Source organism: Shewanella sedimentimangrovi, from assembly GCF_017354965.1.
In the GTDB taxonomy this organism is placed as follows: domain Bacteria; phylum Pseudomonadota; class Gammaproteobacteria; order Enterobacterales; family Shewanellaceae; genus Shewanella; species Shewanella cyperi.
Genome location: NZ_CP071502.1, coordinates 3,976,339 through 3,995,922 on the forward strand (window position 1 = coordinate 3,976,339; position 19,584 = coordinate 3,995,922).

The 19,584-nt window shown below is 56.8% G+C and carries 19 protein-coding genes; 11 read left to right on the forward strand and 8 right to left on the reverse strand.

The genetic code is table 11. The annotated features are described in order from the left end of the window. Positions 1-412: 412 nt before the first annotated feature. Entirely contained in the window at positions 413-1,822 is a 1,410-nt protein-coding gene (glnA, locus tag JYB85_RS17755; protein WP_207380347.1) for a glutamate--ammonia ligase, read from the forward strand. Between the two features lie 100 nt (positions 1,823-1,922). Here glnA and tnpA read toward each other — a convergent pair whose 3' ends face one another. The 3 genes from tnpA to JYB85_RS17770 all read right to left on the reverse strand — a co-directional run bounded on the left by tnpA (position 1,923) and on the right by JYB85_RS17770 (position 4,920). Further along, positions 1,923-2,369 (reverse strand): IS200/IS605 family transposase, encoded by a 447-nt coding sequence (gene tnpA, locus JYB85_RS17760; RefSeq protein WP_207381945.1) that lies wholly within the window; start codon positions 2,367-2,369, stop codon positions 1,923-1,925. Positions 2,370-2,622: 253 nt separating this feature from the next. Next, the gene (locus tag JYB85_RS17765; protein ID WP_207380348.1) at positions 2,623-3,738 is read right to left on the reverse strand and encodes an aminotransferase class V-fold PLP-dependent enzyme; all 1,116 of its coding nucleotides are present in this window, start codon (positions 3,736-3,738) and stop codon (positions 2,623-2,625) included. 3 nt (positions 3,739-3,741) lie between these two features. Continuing rightward, complete coding sequence (locus tag JYB85_RS17770) at positions 3,742-4,920, reverse strand: PrnB family protein (protein ID WP_207380349.1); 1,179 nt, start codon at positions 4,918-4,920, stop codon at positions 3,742-3,744. Between the two features lie 174 nt (positions 4,921-5,094). Here JYB85_RS17770 and JYB85_RS17775 point away from each other — a divergent pair, with 174 nt between their 5' ends. The 8 genes from JYB85_RS17775 (at position 5,095) to glnG (ending at position 12,668) form a co-directional block, all read left to right on the forward strand. Next, positions 5,095-5,556 (forward strand): Lrp/AsnC family transcriptional regulator, encoded by a 462-nt coding sequence (locus JYB85_RS17775; protein WP_207321249.1) that lies wholly within the window; start codon positions 5,095-5,097, stop codon positions 5,554-5,556. Positions 5,557-5,637: 81 nt separating this feature from the next. Next, positions 5,638-6,189: a zf-TFIIB domain-containing protein gene (locus tag JYB85_RS17780; RefSeq protein WP_207380350.1), complete on the forward strand. Its 552-nt coding sequence runs from the start codon at positions 5,638-5,640 to the stop codon at positions 6,187-6,189. A 1-nt stretch (position 6,190) separates the two neighbouring features. Then, entirely contained in the window at positions 6,191-6,820 is a 630-nt protein-coding gene (locus JYB85_RS17785) for a glycine-rich domain-containing protein (protein WP_207380351.1), read from the forward strand. Positions 6,821-6,897: 77 nt separating this feature from the next. Beyond that, positions 6,898-9,030: a 5-histidylcysteine sulfoxide synthase gene (gene ovoA, locus JYB85_RS17790; protein ID WP_207380352.1), complete on the forward strand. Its 2,133-nt coding sequence runs from the start codon at positions 6,898-6,900 to the stop codon at positions 9,028-9,030. A 98-nt stretch (positions 9,031-9,128) separates the two neighbouring features. After that, on the forward strand, positions 9,129-9,440 hold the full coding sequence (gene ppnP, locus JYB85_RS17795) for a pyrimidine/purine nucleoside phosphorylase (RefSeq protein WP_207380353.1): 312 nt from the start codon (positions 9,129-9,131) through the stop codon (positions 9,438-9,440). Between the two features lie 79 nt (positions 9,441-9,519). Continuing rightward, positions 9,520-10,056, forward strand: coding sequence for a DUF4124 domain-containing protein (locus tag JYB85_RS17800; protein ID WP_207380354.1), 537 nt, complete (start codon positions 9,520-9,522; stop codon positions 10,054-10,056). A gap of 128 nt (positions 10,057-10,184) precedes the next feature. Continuing rightward, complete coding sequence (gene glnL, locus JYB85_RS17805; RefSeq protein WP_207380355.1) at positions 10,185-11,228, forward strand: nitrogen regulation protein NR(II); 1,044 nt, start codon at positions 10,185-10,187, stop codon at positions 11,226-11,228. A gap of 21 nt (positions 11,229-11,249) precedes the next feature. Further along, positions 11,250-12,668, forward strand: coding sequence for a nitrogen regulation protein NR(I) (gene glnG, locus JYB85_RS17810; protein ID WP_207321256.1), 1,419 nt, complete (start codon positions 11,250-11,252; stop codon positions 12,666-12,668). A 42-nt stretch (positions 12,669-12,710) separates the two neighbouring features. Here glnG and JYB85_RS17815 read toward each other — a convergent pair whose 3' ends face one another. From JYB85_RS17815 to JYB85_RS17830, 4 genes are all read right to left on the reverse strand, one after another. Next, entirely contained in the window at positions 12,711-13,259 is a 549-nt protein-coding gene (locus tag JYB85_RS17815; protein ID WP_207380356.1) for a porin family protein, read from the reverse strand. A 132-nt stretch (positions 13,260-13,391) separates the two neighbouring features. Next, on the reverse strand, positions 13,392-13,934 hold the full coding sequence (locus tag JYB85_RS17820) for a porin family protein (protein WP_207380357.1): 543 nt from the start codon (positions 13,932-13,934) through the stop codon (positions 13,392-13,394). Between the two features lie 110 nt (positions 13,935-14,044). Then, positions 14,045-14,914, reverse strand: a complete 870-nt coding sequence (gene fieF, locus JYB85_RS17825) for a cation efflux pump FieF (RefSeq protein ID WP_207380358.1) — start codon at positions 14,912-14,914, stop codon at positions 14,045-14,047. 101 nt (positions 14,915-15,015) lie between these two features. Beyond that, positions 15,016-15,474 (reverse strand): Spy/CpxP family protein refolding chaperone, encoded by a 459-nt coding sequence (locus JYB85_RS17830; protein WP_207380359.1) that lies wholly within the window; start codon positions 15,472-15,474, stop codon positions 15,016-15,018. A 190-nt stretch (positions 15,475-15,664) separates the two neighbouring features. Here JYB85_RS17830 and JYB85_RS17835 point away from each other — a divergent pair, with 190 nt between their 5' ends. Both JYB85_RS17835 and JYB85_RS17840 read left to right on the forward strand, forming a co-directional pair. Beyond that, on the forward strand, positions 15,665-16,351 hold the full coding sequence (locus tag JYB85_RS17835; protein WP_207380360.1) for a response regulator: 687 nt from the start codon (positions 15,665-15,667) through the stop codon (positions 16,349-16,351). Next, entirely contained in the window at positions 16,351-17,748 is a 1,398-nt protein-coding gene (locus JYB85_RS17840; RefSeq protein ID WP_207380361.1) for an ATP-binding protein, read from the forward strand. The genes JYB85_RS17835 and JYB85_RS17840 overlap by 1 nt, the downstream gene beginning before the upstream one ends. Positions 17,749-17,752: 4 nt before the next feature. On the opposite strand, the gene JYB85_RS17845 is transcribed toward JYB85_RS17840, so the two are convergent. Further along, positions 17,753-19,534: a sigma-54-dependent Fis family transcriptional regulator gene (locus JYB85_RS17845; protein WP_207380362.1), complete on the reverse strand. Its 1,782-nt coding sequence runs from the start codon at positions 19,532-19,534 to the stop codon at positions 17,753-17,755. Positions 19,535-19,584 lie beyond the last annotated feature (50 nt).

Consider the following 19,584-nt stretch of genomic DNA (forward strand, 5'->3'; position numbering starts at 1 on the left):
CCTGCGGTCGCTGCTTTGTATCACCGGCGCCAGCCGTTTATCGACCCCCCAATGAGGTCAGTCTAACGGATGGTTGCTTTAAAAAGCGTGACATTCTACTCTAGCAGCGCCCCATCGCACAGGATTATTTTTTGGCCGCTTATGGAAGCTATAGTCCGACAAGACTGCACCAAGATGCTGCATCCGCGTGGTGATTGCACCACCATAATGCATTGCGCGCACCAAAACAGTGCAACCCGGAGCGATTCTGCGTTACTCATTCAAACCATCCCCTTATACATCATAACCTTAGCAACCTGGCACGAGTCTCGCTTTAGATGGGCAACTTCAAAGCGCGATACCTACCGGGATTTGTTGCTTTGCCAGATAAGATGATTAAGGGAACACCCTCTACCCTACCGGAGACTTGAGAATGTCAGTTGAAACAGTGTTAAAGCAGCTTGAAGAACTGGAAGTGAAATTTGTGGATCTGCGCTTTACCGACACCAAGGGTAAAGAGCAACACGTGTCTATCCCTGCTCATCAAATCGATGCCGATTTCTTCGAAGACGGCAAAATGTTCGACGGTTCTTCCATTGCCGGCTGGAAAGGCATCAACGAGTCCGACATGGTGCTGATGCCAGATGCGACCACCTTCGTGCTGGATCCTTTCACCGAAGAAACCACTGCCATCATCCGCTGTGACATCCTCGAGCCAGGTACCATGACCGGCTACGATCGTGACCCACGCTCCATCGCCAAGAAAGCCGAAGAATACCTGCGTTCTACCGGCATCGCCGATACCGTACTGGTAGGCCCAGAACCAGAATTCTTCCTGTTCGACGACGTGCGTTTCGGCACCGACATGAGCGGTACCTTCGTAAAGATCGATTCCAAGGAAGCCGCCTGGAACTCAGGCACCAGCTACGAAGAAGGCAACACTGGTCACCGTCCATTCGTGAAAGGCGGTTACTTCCCGGTTGCTCCGGTAGACTCTTCACAGGACCTGCGCTCTGCCATGTGTCTGGTGCTGGAAGAAATGGGTCAAGTGGTTGAAGCCCATCACCACGAAGTGGCCACTGCCGGTCAAAACGAGATCGCTACCCGCTTCAATACCCTGACCAAGAAAGCCGACGAAATTCAAATCCTGAAGTACGTGGTGCACAACATGGCCCACGCCTACGGTAAGACTGCGACCTTTATGCCCAAGCCAATCGTTGGTGACAACGGCTCTGGTATGCACGTGCACCAGTCTCTGGCCAAAGATGGCGTAAACCTGTTTGCCGGTGACAAGTACGGCGGTCTGTCTGAAACTGCCCTGTACTACATTGGCGGTATCATCAAGCACGCCCGTGCCCTGAACGCCTTCACCAACCCAAGCACCAACTCTTACAAGCGTCTGGTTCCACACTTCGAAGCACCTGTGATGCTGGCCTACTCTGCCCGTAACCGCTCTGCTTCTATCCGTATCCCTGTGGTACCAAGCCCGAAAGCCCGTCGTATCGAGACCCGCTTCCCAGACCCAACTGCCAACCCATACCTGGGCTTTGCTGCCCTGCTGATGGCCGGTCTGGACGGTATCCAGAACAAGATCCACCCTGGCGATGCCATGGATAAGGACCTGTACGATCTGCCAGCCGAAGAAGCGGCCGAGATCCCAACTGTAGCCGAGTCTCTGGACGTGGCTCTGGCAGCTCTGGATGCAGACCGTGAGTTCCTGACCAAGGGCGGTGTGTTCAGCGATGACTTCATCAATTCCTACATCAAGCTGAAAACAGCCGAAGCCGAGCGCGTGAACCGCACCACTCACCCACTCGAGTTCGAGATGTACTACAGCCTGTAATACCCTGCAGAACCGCCGGGCAACCGGCGGATAAAAAAAGTAAAAATCCACCTGCATAGCAGGTGGCTTTGACACAGCCCCCTAAAAGGGGGCTTAAAAACTAACCTTCCAACCCTAACGCTATTTGCCGTTTCTCTTCTTCTTTGGCTGTCTTTTCCTGGTGCCGTACATATCTACGGATTATGTCTTCGTTTGCTCCTACTGAGTCCACAAAATAACCCCGTTGCCAGAAGTGATTCCCCCAGAGCTTGTGCTTTCTTAAATAAGGAAATTTGGCAAACATCCTGATCGCGGTTCTCCCTTTAACAAAACCCATTAAATCCGACACGCTTAGACTGGGTGGGGTTCTGACTACTAGATGGACATGATCTTCCTGAACATTTAGTTCCACGACTCTGCATTTCTTCATGTTGCAGTAAACATAGATACTTCGATAAAGCTCTCTGCCGAGATTACCTTTCAGGATTTTGTACCTGTACTTGGGTGTCCAAATGAGGTGATACTGACAACGATAGAATACGTGAGACGCGGATTCATATCTGCTCATGCTACTTACTCCTTGATTTGCTGGTAACAAACCGAGGGAGTATTTAGCATGGGCATTCTCCGGGCAAAGCCCCACCAGAACGATCACCACCTCCATAGGAGGTGGTTTTAGGGTGACAAAGAAAAGCGCCCCGGGCTCAACCCCGGGGCGCTACTTTTTTATGGCTGGCTGTAACTGCAAAGCTGGCCATTAGCGGTAGCCACATTAAAAAGCCCCGGCTCTGGCCGGGGCTTTTATTTTGAGCTGGGTTCACCTAAGCCAGGACCCCTTGAACACAGGCGATAAAGGCGCGGATATCGGCCTCATCATTATAGAGATGCGGCGAGACCCGCAGGCCGTAACGGCGTCGATCAACGCTGATAGCTGCCGCAGCCAGCGCCTGCTGCACCACCTCATTGTCCTGGCCAAAATCCAGGATCGCGGTCCCGCTACGATTTTCAGGCTTGACACGGAGTGCACCATATTGGTGCAACCCATCATAAAGCATTGAAACCAAAGCCTGATTGTGCGCACGTAGCACATCGGAACCCAGTTCGGCGAACCAGGCGATGGCATGTGCCGCTATGGCATAGGGTGCCACCGACGGCGTACCACCCCAAAAGCGCAGCGCAGTTGGATGATTACGGAATTGGTGGATATCAAACTCAAACGGATTCTCGTGGGAAAACCAGCCCACATCCCTGGGCTGGCACAGGGACAATTGTCCGGGATTGACCCAAAGATAGGCGGCACCGGGACCGGAGCAGAGCCATTTGACCGCCGAGCCTATCAGAAAATCCGGATTTAGCCTGGCAAGCGACAGCGGCACCACACCCGCAGACTGGGCCAGGTCAATCAGGCTGAGCACACCGAGGTCCCGGCAGCGTGCTACCAGCTCGGCCACGGGCGCCAGGGCGCCGGTATTGGAATAGGCGTGGCTGATGAAGGCGAGGTCAAGATCGGCGCTCAGGTATTGGTCCCAGACATTGGCATCCGTAATATCGGCATCCGCCGGCACAAACACCAGCTCGGCCTCGGGCAGCGCCTGACGCAGGGCAAAGCCCATGGAGGGAAAATCCTGCTCACTCATCAGAATACGGGCACCGGCACTATTCAGCCGGGGATGGGACATCACCAGCTTGGTCAGCGCCGAAGACAAATTCACCTGGGGACAGAAGTCCTCGGCCCGGCCGTCAAACAGCCTGGCCAGGGCGGTGCGGAACTTGTCGACCACACCCAACCAATGGCCCCAGGGTTCGCGACCACTGTCTTGCCAGGGTTGCCAGAAATCCTGCTCAAAGCCCGCCTTGGCGGCCTTAAGGGGGCGACCCACCGAGTGATTCAGCAGGTAGACGCCCTCTGGCAGGTAAAATTCATTTTTATAATCCATGACTTACCCCAGACTTGCCTTCAGACGCTGTATATCCTGCCAGCGGGTGCGGATATCGCTGCGCTTTGCGGCAGCGCGCCTGTCCCTGAGTTTTTCCAGGGAGGCCAACAGCACATGCAGCGGCGGACCACTGGCGGTCACCTTGGACATGTGTTGCTGCTGCATATCGACCGAGGGACCAGAGATGTACTTGTGCACCAGCTGGTCATGGTGCTGAATAGCCGTCTGACCATGCAGTTCACAGACCTCCAGGAACAGCGGCAGGTTCTGCTGGTACCAGGCTTCCTTGTGACCACCGCTGGCCTTGAGGAACTGGTCCATCAGGCTGGTGCGGCGCATGCAGTCGCGCAGTATGGCCTGATCCTCGGGCATCATGTAGAGAAACTTGTCCACCAGCATCTGCGAGTAAGACTGTTCATTGGCAAAACACAGTCCCAGCAGTAAGTCGATCACATTGATGCCGGCAAAGTCGCCGGCGTTGGCACCGCGGTACACCTGACTGCCGACCCGATACGGCTTGTAGTAAGGCCGCACACAATAAAAGAAACGATCGGTATCCAGCTCGTTGAACAGGGTGGAGTTTGAGTCCATCACATCCTGCAGCGCCTGACGCGCCACCTTGAGCAGATCGGCACTGATGGGGTGGGAAATACCCAGCGGCAGGATTTTCAGCAGGGCATCGGCGGCGCGCTTATAGGCCAAAATGCCCTTGGTGTTGTAATCCACGAACAGACGCTCGTCGGCCAAATCGGTAAAGCGCTTGTACAGGCCGTTATGGGCATGGTTATGGGTGGTCAAATGGGCGGTGGCGAAACGGGGGGTCACGCCGATGGAGGCGCCAATCTGCATCGCCAGGGCCGAGGCTTCCACCAGGGGAGAACTGGTCTCCCGGCTGGGTTCTGTTATCTCATGGCGCCGACAGGCCGCCATATACAGACCGACATTACCCAGCAGATCAAAGGCCGCATCAAAGCCTTCATCGGTATTGCCCTCGTCGAGCAGCGCCAGGATCAGGGTGCGGCCTTCACTTTCCAGCGCCTGCTTGTACTCTTCGCCTACGCCCTCAACATTGGCCCTGTCATCCTGCAACCAGTACAGGGCTTCCAGACTGTTGTTCAATTCCACAAAACGGGTGCGCAGCCAGTCATCGAAGGCTTCCACGTTCAAGGTCATGTGTTTCATTGCGGCTTCTCCATGGCGCTTATATCAGGGTTTGTTAAAGCTCTTTTTGAGACCATCAGCCTAGCACAGTGGCAAGATTGGTTTTCACCAATCAGAATCACTTTCGCCACCAACATTGGTGCATTTCAATAATTAATTGGACATATTTAACGAAATTCACCAAAACAGTTTGCCATGGATAAGAAAGACCTCGCCATCATAGACAGATTGCAACGTGATGGCCGCATCAGTATCAGCGAGCTGGCGGCCAGCCTGAATATGTCCGACACCCCCTGCATTCGCCGCATCCGCAAGCTGGAGCAAGATGGGGTGATCAGCGGTTACGCCGCCCAACTGGACCCGCACAAGGCCGGTTTTAATGTCATTGTTTACGCTGCTATCCGTCTGAGTGAGAACTCAGATACCGCCGCCGAGCGCTTCGAGACCGCGGTTGCCAAATTGCCGGAGGTGATGGAGTGCTCGGTGATCACCGGCTCCCACGACTATCTGCTGAAAATTGTTGCCCGGGATCTGCCGGCCTACGAGCGTTTTGTGAAAAAGTCCCTCGGCAGCCTGCCGGCCATAGCGGGCATCGAATCCACCCTGGTGCTGAAACAAACCTTCAGCCGTACCGCCCTGCCGCTCAGCGCCAATTGAACCCAAGTGTCACTTGAGCGCAAGAGTCCCATGGCTTAAGGTAAGTCGAGGCGCTAACCACTTTATTTGGCGGAAAAAAAGATGAAATGTACCAGCTGCAAAAAGGGCACCCTGATGCCCACCCGTTTGGATGGTCTGTTCCCGGCCCACAGCTGCAATCATTGCGAGGGCCACTGGGTACTGATTGAAGACTTTGTTGCCTGGAAGCAGCAACAGGGAGCGTCCGAGCTGGAGGAAGGTCGGGCCGTGGTGGTGGAAGAGCTGGAGGAAAGCCGCCAGGCCCTGCTGTGTCCCATCAGCGGCACCCTGATGCGCAAACTCAGGTTCAGCCTCTACAGCAATCATCATCTGGATTACAGTTCCGCCGTCGGTGGTGTCTGGCTGGATCGCGGTGAATGGCAATGGCTCAAACGCGAAAACCTGGCCCATTGTCTCAATCAACTGGTCACCGAAGAATGGCAGCACAAGTTGCGCCAGGCCCAGAGCCGCCAACACCAGGCCGAGTTGTACCGGCAAAAGTTCGGCGCCGAGACCTATGAAGAACTGGTGCGGATCCGCACCTGGCTCGATGAACAGCCGCACAGGGCCGCCCTGAGGGCCTATTTGCTGGCCGATGACCCTTACCGGAACTGACATGGCCGGGCTGTTTTTTGCGTGTCTGGCGGCCCTGCCGCTACTGCTGGTACTCAGATGGCGCCAGCGCCGCAAACAAAGGCGTGAACGCCACATACGCGAACTGGTGTTCCCAGACAAGCTTTCACACCGGCTGGCCGAGCGCTATCCCCACCTGGATCAACAGGGCCAACTGCTGGTACTTGAAGGTTTGCGCAATTATTTTCAGCTGAGCCTGACCGCGGGTCGTCAACCACTGGCCATGCCATCACAGGCTGTGGATTGCGTGTGGCACGAATTTATCCTTTTTACCCGTCTATACCAGAAATTTTGTCGACGGGCCTTCGGTCGTTTTCTACATCACACACCGGCTGAAGCCATGCAGTCCCAGACCTCTGCCCAGCAGGGCATACGTCGCTGCTGGCGTCTGGCCTTCAAGGCCGAGGGCATAGACCCCAAACGGCCTTCGCGGTTGCCGCTGTTGTTTGCCCTGGACCGCGAATTGCAGATAGCCGATGGCTTCAGCTATAGCCTGGATTGCCTGCGCCACCCCGGCAGCTATTGTGCCAGCCACATAGCCTGTGGCACGGGCTGCAGCAGTGACAGTGGTTGCAGTGACAGTGGTTGCAGCAGTTGTTCCAGCGGCGACTGAACCCGCCTGGCTGTCACAAGTGTCTGCCAGGCTTAAAGGCCCCAAAATAGATTGCCAATCAACAGGAGTGACAGCACATGGAAAACACCGCCCTGCCAACCCCCTTGCTCAGTGGCGCGGATGCCGAGGCCAAGCGTGATGAACTCAGGCAATATTTTCGCAACAGCCAGCGTCAGTATGAATCCCTGTTCAGCCTGCTGACCTCGGACGACGCCTTCTACGTCAAGGCGGAGCCCCTGCGTCATCCGCTGATCTTTTATTACGGCCACACGGCTACGTTCTTCGTCAACAAACTCAAATTGGGTAAATACCTGGACGAGCGCATCAACGAACACTTTGAGTCCATGTTCGCCATAGGTGTCGACGAAATGTCCTGGGACGACCTGAACCAGGCCCACTATGACTGGCCAGCCGTGGCACAAGTGCGCGACTATCGCGCCAAGGTGGTGCAGTTGGTGGAGCACCTGCTGGATACCATGGAGCTGCAATTGCCCATTACCCAGGACAGCCTGGCCTGGGTGCTGCTGATGGGCATAGAACATGAGCGCATCCATTTGGAAACCTCCTCGGTGATCATCCGCCAATTGCCGCTGACCATGGTCAGGACGCACCCGGACTGGCCCGGTTGCCAGGATTGGGGGCCGGCCCCCGAAAATAAACTGATCCCCTTTCAGGGGGGCGAAATAGTGCTGGGCAAGGATGAGGAAGATGCCAGCTATGGCTGGGATAATGAGTACGGTCGCCAGCACCACAAGCTCAAAGAATTCAGGGCCAGCGAGTATCTGGTCTCCAACGGCGAGTATCTGGCCTTTGTCGAGGACGGTGGCTATCAAAATCCCGATTATTGGACCGAGGAAGGCCGCGGCTGGCTGGCGTTTACCGGGGCTCAAATGCCCCGTTTCTGGCGCCGCGATGGCGACAACTGGCGTCAGCGCAATCTGACCGAGGAAATCCCCCTGCCGCTGAACTGGCCGGTCGAAGTCAACCAGTTGGAGGCCAAGGCCTTTTGCAACTGGAAATCCCAAAAAACCGAACGCAAGCTGCGACTGCCCACCGAAGCCGAATGGTACCTGATGCGCCGGGAGCTGGCGGGCGACAGCATAGCCGTAGGCGCCACCCCGGCCTGGAGCGAGATGCCCGGCAATTTGGCGCTGGCATTCCACGCCTCATCCTGTCCGGTCAACCGTTTCCGCCAGGGACGGCTGTACGACATAGTGGGCAATGTCTGGCAGTGGACCGAAACCGCCATCGACGGTTTCCCGGGCTTTGCCGTGCATCCCCTTTACGATGACTTTTCCACCCCGACCTTTGACGGCAAGCATAACCTGATGAAGGGCGGCAGCTGGGTTTCCACCGGCAATGAGGCCATAGCCTCGTCCCGTTACGCCTTCAGGCGCCATTTTTACCAGCATGCAGGCTTCCGATATCTGGAATCAGCCCAGGCCCCCGATGAGGGATTGAAAGTGAATGTGTACGAGACGGACGAATCCATCTCCCAATACCTGGAATTCCACTATGGCCGGGAGTATTTCGGGGTGGCCAACTTCTGCGTCAACGGTGTTACTCAGGCGTTGGCAGAGCTTGAACTCAAACCCAATGGCAAGGCGCTGGACATAGGCTGCTCAGTGGGCCGGGCCAGTTTTGAGCTGGCCAGGCACTTTGCCCAGGTGGACGCCATCGATTTCTCGGCCCGCTTTATCCAGCAGGCCTATGCCCTGACCGAGCAGGGCGAGAAGCGCTACACCATACGCACCGAGGGCGATCTGGTGGAATACCGTACCGTCACCCTGGCGGCTCTGGGGTACGAGCAGGTGAAACACAAGGTTCACTTTGCCCAGGGTGATGCCTGCAATCTCAAGCCCATGTTCAGTGGTTATGATCTGGTGTATGCATCCAATCTCATCGACCGCCTGGCTCAGCCACAGCAGTTCCTGGGACGGATCCATGAACGTCTCAACGAAGGCGGCTATCTGGTGATCGCCTCACCCTATACCTGGCTGGAAGAATATACGCCCAAGGCCAACTGGCTCGGTGGTATCAAGATTAACGGCGAAAACTTCACCTCCCTCGATGGCTTGACCGAGGCGCTGATAGAGCGCTTTGAACTGGTGGCGGTGAAGGAAATTCCCTTTGTTATCCGCGAAACCAAGCGTAAGTTCCAGCACAGTCTGTCGGAGATGAGCATCTGGCGTAAAAGAGAAAAACGCTGAAGCCGGGACCGGCCAGGGCAACTCAAATTTTATTCAGTAGTCCGGCCGGGTAATTGACGATATTCTCAGTCATTCACTAAAAATACTGAGGAATTGACATGCAATTGATAGAAAAGGTAAACGTAGCCACAAAGGCCAATCTGTATTTTGATGGCCGGGTAAGCAGCCGCAGTATCTTTCTGGCCGACGGCAGTCGCCAGACCCTGGGAGTCATGTTGCCGGGAGAATACAGGTTCGACACCAGCCAGGCGGAGCTGATGCACATCACTTCCGGCCCGGTAGAAGTGCGCCTGCCGGGGGAAACCGACTGGCGCGCATTGCAGGAAGGCGACAGCTTTGAGCTGGCGGCCGGAGTTGAATTTGATATCCGCTGTCAGGGGATTGCCGAATACCTGTGCAGTTATCTCTAAGGCCCTTGGTCGAGGGTGGATGATCCCGGCGTCAAAACGGGCTACTCTAGTGAAAGAATTGGCCACCAGGAACGCCATTATGCGGATATTCACCCTCACCCTCTTGCTGCTCGCCGGCCTGTGCCAGGCTGCCGTGTATAAATGGGTCGACAAGGACGGCAAGGTCCATTACAGCGATGAGCCCAAGGGCGATGCCCAGCTGGTTGAACCCAAAGAAAATACCCAAAACCAGATCAGCGTACGGCCACCTGTGGATCTGACCGCCGGCAAGCAGGCGCCTGCGGCCCATATCGAGTATCAATTAAGCATACTCAGCCCGGAACACGAGGAAACCATCCGCAATAACGACGGTAACTTCAGCGTCAGGGCCAGCATAGACCCCGAACCACCCAAGGGTGCCCTCTGGGTGTTAAGGTTGGACGGCAAGGTCTGGCAAGACCCCACAACCAGCCCCTTCTTCCAGCTGGAAAACATAGATCGCGGTGAGCACAGCATCCAGGTGCAATTGATCACCCAAAACGGCAAAGTCCTTGCATCCAGTCATACCAGAACCCTGTTTCTGCACCGCGCAACCTTGCTGCAGGCGCCCCAGCCGGTACAACCCAAAGCTGGATAATTAATTTATTTCTTGGTAAACAATTAGTTACACACCAAGACTATAAGTAGTCAGTCGCCCGTTCCAGGTTGCAGTTTGCACCATGTTGGTGCACCATATTGGTGCAAACACAATTTCCGGAACGGCCGATGGATACTCTCAACCTGCTCAATCATTTGGTTACCGCCGTACTGGTCATAGACAGTGACTTGCGGCCCTGCTTTGCCAACGCTGCCGCCGAGCAATTGCTGGGGGCCGGCAGCCACCGCCTCACAGAACATCCGCTCACCGAGCACCTGCTGTCGCTGGACGTGGAGCGCCGTTTGTTGGAAGACGCGGTGCGCCAGGGCCAGGGCCTGACGGTGAACACCGCCAGCCTGGTCACCCTGGATGGCCAGCAACACACAGTGGATCTGACCCTGGTACCTTTGGAGCAACAGCAGCTGAGCCTGCTGGAGCTGCGCCAGGTGGACCAACAACGGCGGATCCACCAGCAACTGAGCCAGGATGCCCAGCAACAGGCGGCGCAATTTCTGGTGCGCAACCTGGCACACGAGATTAAAAATCCCCTTGGTGGCCTGCGCGGTGCGGCGCAGCTGCTGGCGCGGGAGTTGGAAGAGCCGGCGCTGAAGGAATTCACCGCCCTGATCATAGAGCAGGCAGACAGGCTGCGTTCCCTGGTGGATAAATTGCTTGGGCCCCAGCGTCCCACCCAGCACAGTCCCCACAATATTCACCAGGTGGTGCAAAAGGTGCTGAAACTGGTGGAGGTGACCCTGCCACGGAATATCCGCCTCAAGCGTGACTATGACCCTTCGATTCCGGACATCAATATGGATCCGGATCAGCTGCAGCAGGCATTACTGAACATAGTGCAAAACGCGGTGCAGGCGCTGGAAGAACGGGGCGGTGAGATCATTATCAAGTCCCGGACCCAGCATCAGGTCACCATAGGCAGCCAAAGATTCAAACTGGTGGCCGAATTGTCCGTGATAGACAACGGACCCGGCATACCGCCCGAGTTGATGGATACCTTGTTCTATCCCATGGTCACAGGGCGGGAACAGGGCTCGGGGCTGGGACTGTCCATAGCCCACAATATTGCCAGGCTCCATGGCGGTCGTATCGACTGTCATTCGGCCCCCGGCCACACGGAATTTGTGATTACCTTGCCGATCATCAGCGGCAAGTAGCAGCCACACAGAGGAGATGACATGAGTATCAGCGAACAGGTTTGGATCCTCGACGATGACAGCTCCATACGCTGGGTGCTGGAGAAGGCGCTCAAGGGCGCCAGGCTGACCACGGCCAGCTTTGCCGCGGCCGAATCCCTGTGGCAGGCACTGGAATTATCCCAGCCCCAGGTAATCATTTCCGATATCCGCATGCCGGGTACCGACGGTTTAACCCTGTTACAACGACTGGGGCTGCACTATCCCAACATTCCGGTCATCATAATGACCGCCCATTCGGATCTCGACAGTGCCGTCAGCGCCTATCAGGCCGGGGCATTTGAATATCTGCCGAAACCCTTCGATATCGACGAGGCCATAGCCCTGGTGGAGCGGGCCCTGACCCACGCCAATGAACAGAGCCCGGCGCCTGTGGTGGAAGAACGACTCAAGACCCCGGAAATCATCGGCGAAGCCCCAGCCATGCAGGAAGTGTTTCGCGCCATTGGCCGCCTGTCACGCTCTTCCATCAGTGTGCTGATCAACGGTCAGTCCGGTACCGGCAAGGAGTTGGTGGCGGGCGCCCTGCACAAACACAGCCCACGTAAGGACAAGCCCTTTATCGCCCTCAACATGGCGGCCATCCCCAAGGATCTGATTGAATCCGAGCTGTTTGGCCATGAAAAGGGCGCCTTCACCGGCGCGGCTGCGGTACGTCAGGGCCGGTTTGAACAGGCCAACGGCGGCACCCTGTTTCTGGATGAAATTGGCGATATGCCATTGGACGTGCAGACCAGGCTGCTGCGGGTACTGGCCGATGGTCAGTTTTACCGGGTCGGAGGTCACTCACCGGTACAGGTGGACGTACGCATTATCGCCGCCACCCATCAGGATCTGGAACAGCAGGTGCAAAAGGGTCAATTCCGTGAGGATCTGTTCCACCGTCTCAACGTGATCCGGGTGCATTTGCCGCCCCTGGCACAAAGGCGCGAAGACATTCCCCAATTGGCCAGTCACTTCCTGGCCTCGGCGGCCCGGGAAATCGGCGTCGAAGCCAAGGTGCTGGCACGGGAAACCGCACTCAAGTTGCAACAACTGCCCTGGCCCGGCAACGTGCGTCAATTGGAAAATACCTGCCGCTGGCTGACTGTCATGGCCTCGGGCCAGGAAATCCTGCCCCAGGATCTGCCACCGGAACTGCTGAAGGAACCCCTGACACTCGGCCAGGGCAGCCCGGAGCAACATACCGGCGGCTGGCAGGAGGCACTGCGGGCCTGGGTGGATGTGCGACTTGGCAATGGCGACAGCGATCTGCTGACCGAGGTCCAACCCGAGTTTGAGCGCATCTTGCTGGAAACCGCCTTGAAACACACCCAGGGTCACAAGCAGGAGGCAGCCCGCCGCCTGGGTTGGGGCCGCAATACCCTGACCCGCAAATTGAAAGAACTGGAAATGGAATAACAAAAAGGGATGCACTGCATCCCTTATTTGTCGACCGAAGGCTTAGAAGCGGTAATGCATACCGACGCCGAACTGGTGCACCCGGGTGCTGGCAAAGTAATTGTCGTAATCTTTCGACTCGGGCTCGGTTTCACTGTACTCGTAGGACAGACGCAGAGCCATGGATTCGCTTAAGGTCAGATCCACGCCAGTGCCAATGAGCCAGCCAATACCACGGTAATCGTCGGTTACCAGATCATCATTGCTGTAAATGGCTTCCCACAGCAGACCACCCTTGAGATACACAGTCACCATATCGCTGTAGGCATGGCGTACAGTGGGTGCCAGGGTGATGGCGGCAGATCGCAGGTCAACCTCATCGATATAGCTGTCGGTGCCGTGGATGCCGGCTTCCAGACCGAAACTCTGGTTAAAGTTGTAGCCACCATAAATACCCAGACCCAAGGCTGACTCTTCGAAGTCACCGATTCTGTCGGTCATGCTGGTGTGGTTGATTTGACCGCCGAGGTAATAACCCAGATCCTTGGCAGCAAAAACGGGAGAAGCAAGTGACAGCAGCAAGCTGCCGGCAAGTAATGAATTCAGTTTCATAATCTTCCTTATGGGGTTTGTCGCCACAACCAGCGACCGTCCTTATGATACGGCGTAATATTAACCGCTTAATATTCCGAATAAAAGCAATAAAAAAGGACGCCATAGCGTCCTTTTTTACAAACAGCGGAATTAAAACTGGTAGTGCACGCCCAGAGCAATTTGGGAAATGTCGGTATCCAGATCATCTGCCCAATCACCGTCCAGGTCACCGCTGGAGCGATCGTAGCTCAAACGAATGTTCAGGTGCTCGTTTACCGCGGCATTGAGGCCCAGGCCCCAGGTAAAACCTGTGCCAGTGAAATCGGTATCAACAAGACCAGAGTCCACGGTCACAACCATGGAAGCAAGACCGACCTTGGCAAAGCCGGAGAACATATCGTTGAATTGCACTGTGAACTTGGGGGTAAAGGTCCAGGCACCGGCACCCACATCCACACCATCTTCACCCAGATCACCGCTGGCAAACAGGTTGCTTTCCAGGCCGAACCATTCGTTGAAGTTGTAACCACCGTAGGCGCCAAAACCTATGCCGTCCAGTGAGCCATCGCCATCCCCGGATACCTTGACCTGGTTAAGAGCACCACCTATGTAGAAGCCGGTCTTGTCGGTTTCCGCCAGTGCAGAAGTGCTTGCCAATACGGCGGCCAGGGCGGCTATTTTGATTGCTTTCATTCTTTGAGATCCCTCTGTGTTTAATGTTCGCTTGCATTGTCATTCGGCCAGGCTGAACAACAGCTGAACGTTTATACCCGTTTTATCACTGATTTTCAAAACATTATGGGTCAAATGGGATCCTGGTGAATAATGACTTCGGCATCAAGGAACTCACTCTTTATTCTGGCGCTGGTGTCATCGGAAATGCCGTGGGCATCCCTGAGCGGCAGGTTGCCATCCAATTCCAGATGCAGCTGGATAAAGGTGGTTTTACCGGCCCGGCGGGTACGCAAGTCATGGATGCCATTGACCCTGGGGTCGGCCTGGGCCAGCTGCACTATACGCAGGCGACTGTCATTATCCAGCTCACGGTCGAGCAGGGTCTGCACCGCGCCGTAGCCCAGCCCCAGGGCCTGCTGGCCAATGTAAAGAGCGATCAGCAAGGCAAACAGACCGTCGGCCCACCAAAAACCGTATTGTGCCAGCACCAATGCCAGCAGCACTGCGCCATTGAGCAATAAGTCAGAGCTGTAGTGCAGCGAATCCGCTGCCACCACACTGCTGCCGGTTTCCTTGAGCGCGCGCCGCTGCAAGAGCACCAGGGCCAAGGTCAGCACTATGGCAATGATGGACACCCAAATGCCGATATTGGCGTGGGAGAGTGGTGTGGGATTGAGCAAGCGATCGCCACCGTGGAACAGCAGCAAAAAGGCCGAGCCGAGGATAAAGGCCGATTGTGCCAGGGAGGCCAGCGGCTCGGCCTTGCCATGGCCGTATCTGTGTTCGTGATCGGCCGGCATCAGGGCATAGCGGATGGCAGCAAAATTCACCAGGGACGCCAGCGCATCGGCAAAGGAGTCGGTCAGCGATGCCAGCATGCTGGCGGAGCCGGACCAGAGCCAGGCGAGGAGCTTAATCAGTATCAGGATCAAGGCAGTGGCCACGGAGGCGCGTGAGGCCAGTTTTACCCAGAAATCATAGTGATGATCGGCATTCATGGAACGGGAGTCGCCTTAGTACGGGGACTCCCTTTATAGCAGAAATTACAGAGGGTTAAAACGCGGTATTGCAGCTAATTTGCATTACAAAATCAGCTGATTCAGCGTTTGCTGCCCCTGTGTTCCGCAAACTGCTGCCGGAATTTTTCCTGTTGTTCCGGGGTCAGCAATTGATACACCTGCTGCTGCAACTTCATGAAATTCAGCATACCTTCTTCATGGTGCTGTTGCTGCTCGGCGATCAGCGCCCGGGCCGCATTTTCATCAAACTTAGCGGCACTGACCAGGGCCAGCATCTTGTTCCTGTGGGCCTCGCGGTCCGATTCATCCTGCTGCTCGCTGCGGGCCTGGCGTTGTTCCTTCATCAGCGATTTAATCTGTGCCTGTTGTTCGTCGGTCAGGTCGAGATTGCGGAACATATGGCGCATACCCTGATGCATTCCGGGTCTGTCTCTCCCCCGGTCTTCACCATGCTCATGGGCCACGGCGACGGCACCACCGAGTAACATAGCTGTAGCCAGCAGGCCCAGCAGACCTTGAGTTAATTTGGATTTCTTCATGGTTCACCTCTGTGATTGGCTGTATCGACGTTTCCCAGTTTATGGCCGTCAATGTAAGTGTGGGTCTGGCCTGCGTAAAACAGTGTAAAGGGAGGGTTTCCCGTCATCTTTACATTGACTTACACTGGCTTGACAGCGCTTGACCTTAAAGGCTTGTATACTCGGGCGCAGTACAGCTGCGGAGTAGTATATGAACCGAATCTTGCTGATTGACGATGACCTGGGCCTGGCGGAGTTGCTGGGGCAACTGCTGGAACTGGAAGGCTTCGAGCTGACCCTGGCCCATGACGGCCAGACAGGGCTGGATCTGGCCCGGCAACAGGAGTTCGATCTGATTTTGCTGGATGTCATGCTGCCCAAGCTCAACGGCTTTGAAGTGTTGCGCCATTTGCGGACCCAAAAGCAAACCCCGGTGCTGATGTTAACCGCCCGGGGCGACGAGATAGACAGGGTCGTCGGTCTGGAAATCGGTGCCGATGACTACCTGCCCAAACCATTCAACGACAGGGAACTGGTGGCCAGGATCCGCGCCATTCTGCGACGGGCCCAGCTTCCCAAAATGGAGGCCCACACCCAGCCGATACAGGAGTTTGGCGATTTGCGTCTTGATACCACCCGTCAGGAAGCCTTCTGCAATGAGCAATTACTGCTGTTAACCGGCACCGAATTCAGTCTGTTGCTGCAGCTGGCACGCCAGGCCGGTGAGTTGGTATCCAAGGAATGGCTCAGCGAGCAGGTGCTAGGCAAGCGCCTGATGCCCTTCGATCGCAGCCTGGACATGCACCTGTCCAACCTGCGCAAAAAACTGCCCGAACGCAGTGATGGTCGCCCCAGGGTCAAGACCATCCGCGGCAAGGGTTATATCTGGTTACCCTGATGAAATCCCTGTCATCCCTGCTCGGCGCTCTGAGCCCCAATCGACTGTTTATCAAGCTGTTGCTTGGCTTTTGGCTGGGCAGCTCGGTAATAATTGTTGCCATTGGCAGCCTGCCCTTGTTGCAGCAACGCCTGGATACCGAGCCCCTGCCGCCCCATCTGCAACAACTGCTGGAACGGGCCGCCAGGCCCCTGATCGAGCGCCCGGGGCTGATGACGACCGAACGGATCCGCCACTGGGACCGGATGAACCGGCGCGATGATAAGCCGGTGCGACTGATTCTGGTCGACGACGAAGGTAAGGTGCTCAACGACAGGCCATCGCGGCAACTGCTTAACTTTATGCTGTTGGCCGAAGATGCGGGACACCCCATCAGCCACCAATACCGTGACGACCTGCTGTTTGGCCCCTTCAGGTTTCAGGCCGGCACCGACAGCTATGCGCTCTATGGCAGGCTGCCAGGCAAGCATCCGCGGCCCTGGTTTATGTTTTTCAATGAAAACAAAATGCTGACCCTGGGTTTGGCGGTGCTGCTTTCGGGTTTGTTGTGTGGCCTGCTGGCCTGGCATCTGGGCAAACCCTTGCGCCAGCTAAAACACAGTGCCGATACGCTCGCCGCCGGGCAACTGGACAGCAGGGTCGACAGCCAAACCGCACGCCGCCGTGACGAACTGGGTCAGGTGGCCCGGGCCTTTAACGGCATGGCCGATGCGGTCGAGACCATGGTGCGCAATCAGCAGCGGCTGATGGGTGACATCAGCCATGAATTGCGCACGCCACTGACCCGGTTGCAACTGGCACTGGCGCTGGCCCGTAAACGTGGTGAGGAAACCCCGGAAATTAACCGGATTGCCTATGAAGCGAGTCAGCTGGAGCAGCTGATCGCCGAACTGCTGACCCTGTCTCGGCTGCAACTCAATGCCCAGGAACCCAAGCGATTGTTAAGCCTGGGAGACAGCCTGGATCAGGTGCTCGACGATGCGGATTTTGAAGCCAGCGAACAGAATAAACAGTTGCACATCAGCCTGGATGAGGAGTTTCAATTTCAGCACTATCCCAAAATCCTGGCGCGGGCGGTGGAAAACCTGCTGCGTAACGCCATCCGCTATGCCAACGGGGCCATCTGGCTGAGCAGCGAGTTACAGGAAAATAATCTCATCCTGAGAATTTGCGACGACGGCCCCGGGGTTGCCGAGGCCGAGCTTGGCGCCATCTTCCAGCCCTTTTATCGCCCCGACACCTCGCGGGAAAGAGAGAGCGGCGGCTGGGGGCTGGGGCTGGCCATTACGGCCGCAGCGGTCCAGGCCCATGGTGGCGAGATCCGTGCTGAAAACCGTCCCGAAGGCGGCCTGTGTGTCAGCCTCAGCCTGCCGCTCACTTCGTCCGAGCAGCGCTAATCTCTCAGCTCTTCACACAAGACTGGCGCAGACGACGATAGATCTGATTACGACTGATGCCCAAACGGCGGGCGCAGGCGCTGACATTACCGTTACATTCAGCCAGGGTGGTTAAGATTTGCTGCCGCATCCGCTGCTCAAGTTTGCCATCAGCCTGACCACAGTCATGGCCATCCGCCTGGCCTGTGTCATGTTGTCGCCCCTGCCGCAGACGGGCCAACAGGGCCTCAGGCACATGTTGCAGCTGCAACTCGGGTTCATCTTCGGCCAGCAGGCAGACGACCTGCATCAGGTTGTCCAGTTCCCTCAGGTTGCCCGGCCAGGCATAGGACTCCAGCCAACCCAGTAAGTCGGCGCAGATGCCCTGATCCTGGCTGCGATACTTGCGGTGCAGCTTGTGGATAATCCGGGTGCGATCGCTGCGTTGGCGCAGCGGCGGCAAGATCACCTGCAAGCCATTGAGCCTGAAATACAAATCCTGACGGAAACGCCCTTCGTCCACCATGGACTGCAAATCCATGTGGGTCGCGGCCACAACCTGAATATCCACTTTCACCGCCTGCAAACTGCCCACGGGGGTCACCTCCCGCTCCTGCAACACCCGCAGCAGTCGTCCCTGTGCCGCCAGCGGCAGCTCGCCTATTTCATCCAGAAACAGAAAGCCGCCATCGGCCTGACGTATCTTGCCCAGGTAACCCTGTCGGGCGGCGCCTGTGAAGGCGCCAGCCTGGTAGCCGAAGAGTTCGGATTCCACCAACTCCGCCGGCAGGGCGGCACAATTGACCGCCACCAGCGGCCCCTTGCGGTGGCTGTCGCTGTACAGCTGGCGCACAAAGTGCTCCTTGCCAACGCCGGTTTCCCCCTGGATAAGCAGGGGGATCTGCCTTGAAACCACCTTGCGGGCCAGTTGCCAGGCCTGCTCCAGCTTAGGGTCATGGAACTTGACCGGCTTGGCGCCCTGGATTTTTTTGCTCGGCGTGTCGCCAAGGGCCGAGGTGGCCAGATGCAGCTCACCCCAAGGGCACTGGCTGCTCTGCCGCTGCCAATCCTCACCCAGCAGCTCGGCCAAATCCGCTCCCGGTTGGGCCCGCCCCAGATATTGGCGCGCCATGGGATTGAGTCCCAGCAAACGGCCGTTGTCATCGGCGATCAATATCCCCTGCCAGCCGGAAGACAACAGCTGCCGGCTCGCCGCCAGATCCACCCGGAAACGTCCGCCCGGCAGGGAGCACAGCAGCGCCGTCTCCACCTGCTGGGCCAGGCTGGAGATCAGCATCAGGGTTTGCTGGGTGTGTCTGAGTCGCTCGGAAGTGATGTCGAGGGCGCCGATAAGCTCACCGTTGGGGGCAAAAATGGGACTGGCGGAACAGCTCATAAAACGGTGTTGGCGGAAATAATGTTGCTCGCCCACCACAGACAAAGCCTGCCCCGCCCTCAGGGCCGTGCCTATGGCATTGGTGCCCTTGTGCTCCTCCAGCCAGTTGACGCCGCAATCCAGGGCCACATTGGCCAAACGATCCGAGTAACGCGCCAGTCCCCAATGCCTGAGCACGAAGCCATCGCTGTCGGACAGAATAAGGCGACTGTCGCTGTGGGCCATCAATTTGGAAAACAACGGCAGGGCATGCTGTTCCACCAGGCTCACCAATTGGCGCCGACTTTCCAGCCGTTCATCCAGATCGGCCGCCGTCAGCCTCAGCCCATCGGCCGGGCGATTTTCATGCAGACCTGCGTCGGCGCTGCGGCGCCAGGAATCCGCCAGCCAGGGTTGCAGCGAAGCCTTCATATCTCCTCCATGTGTTCCGTTCCGTGACACCTGAGTGTAGCGGAAAGTGA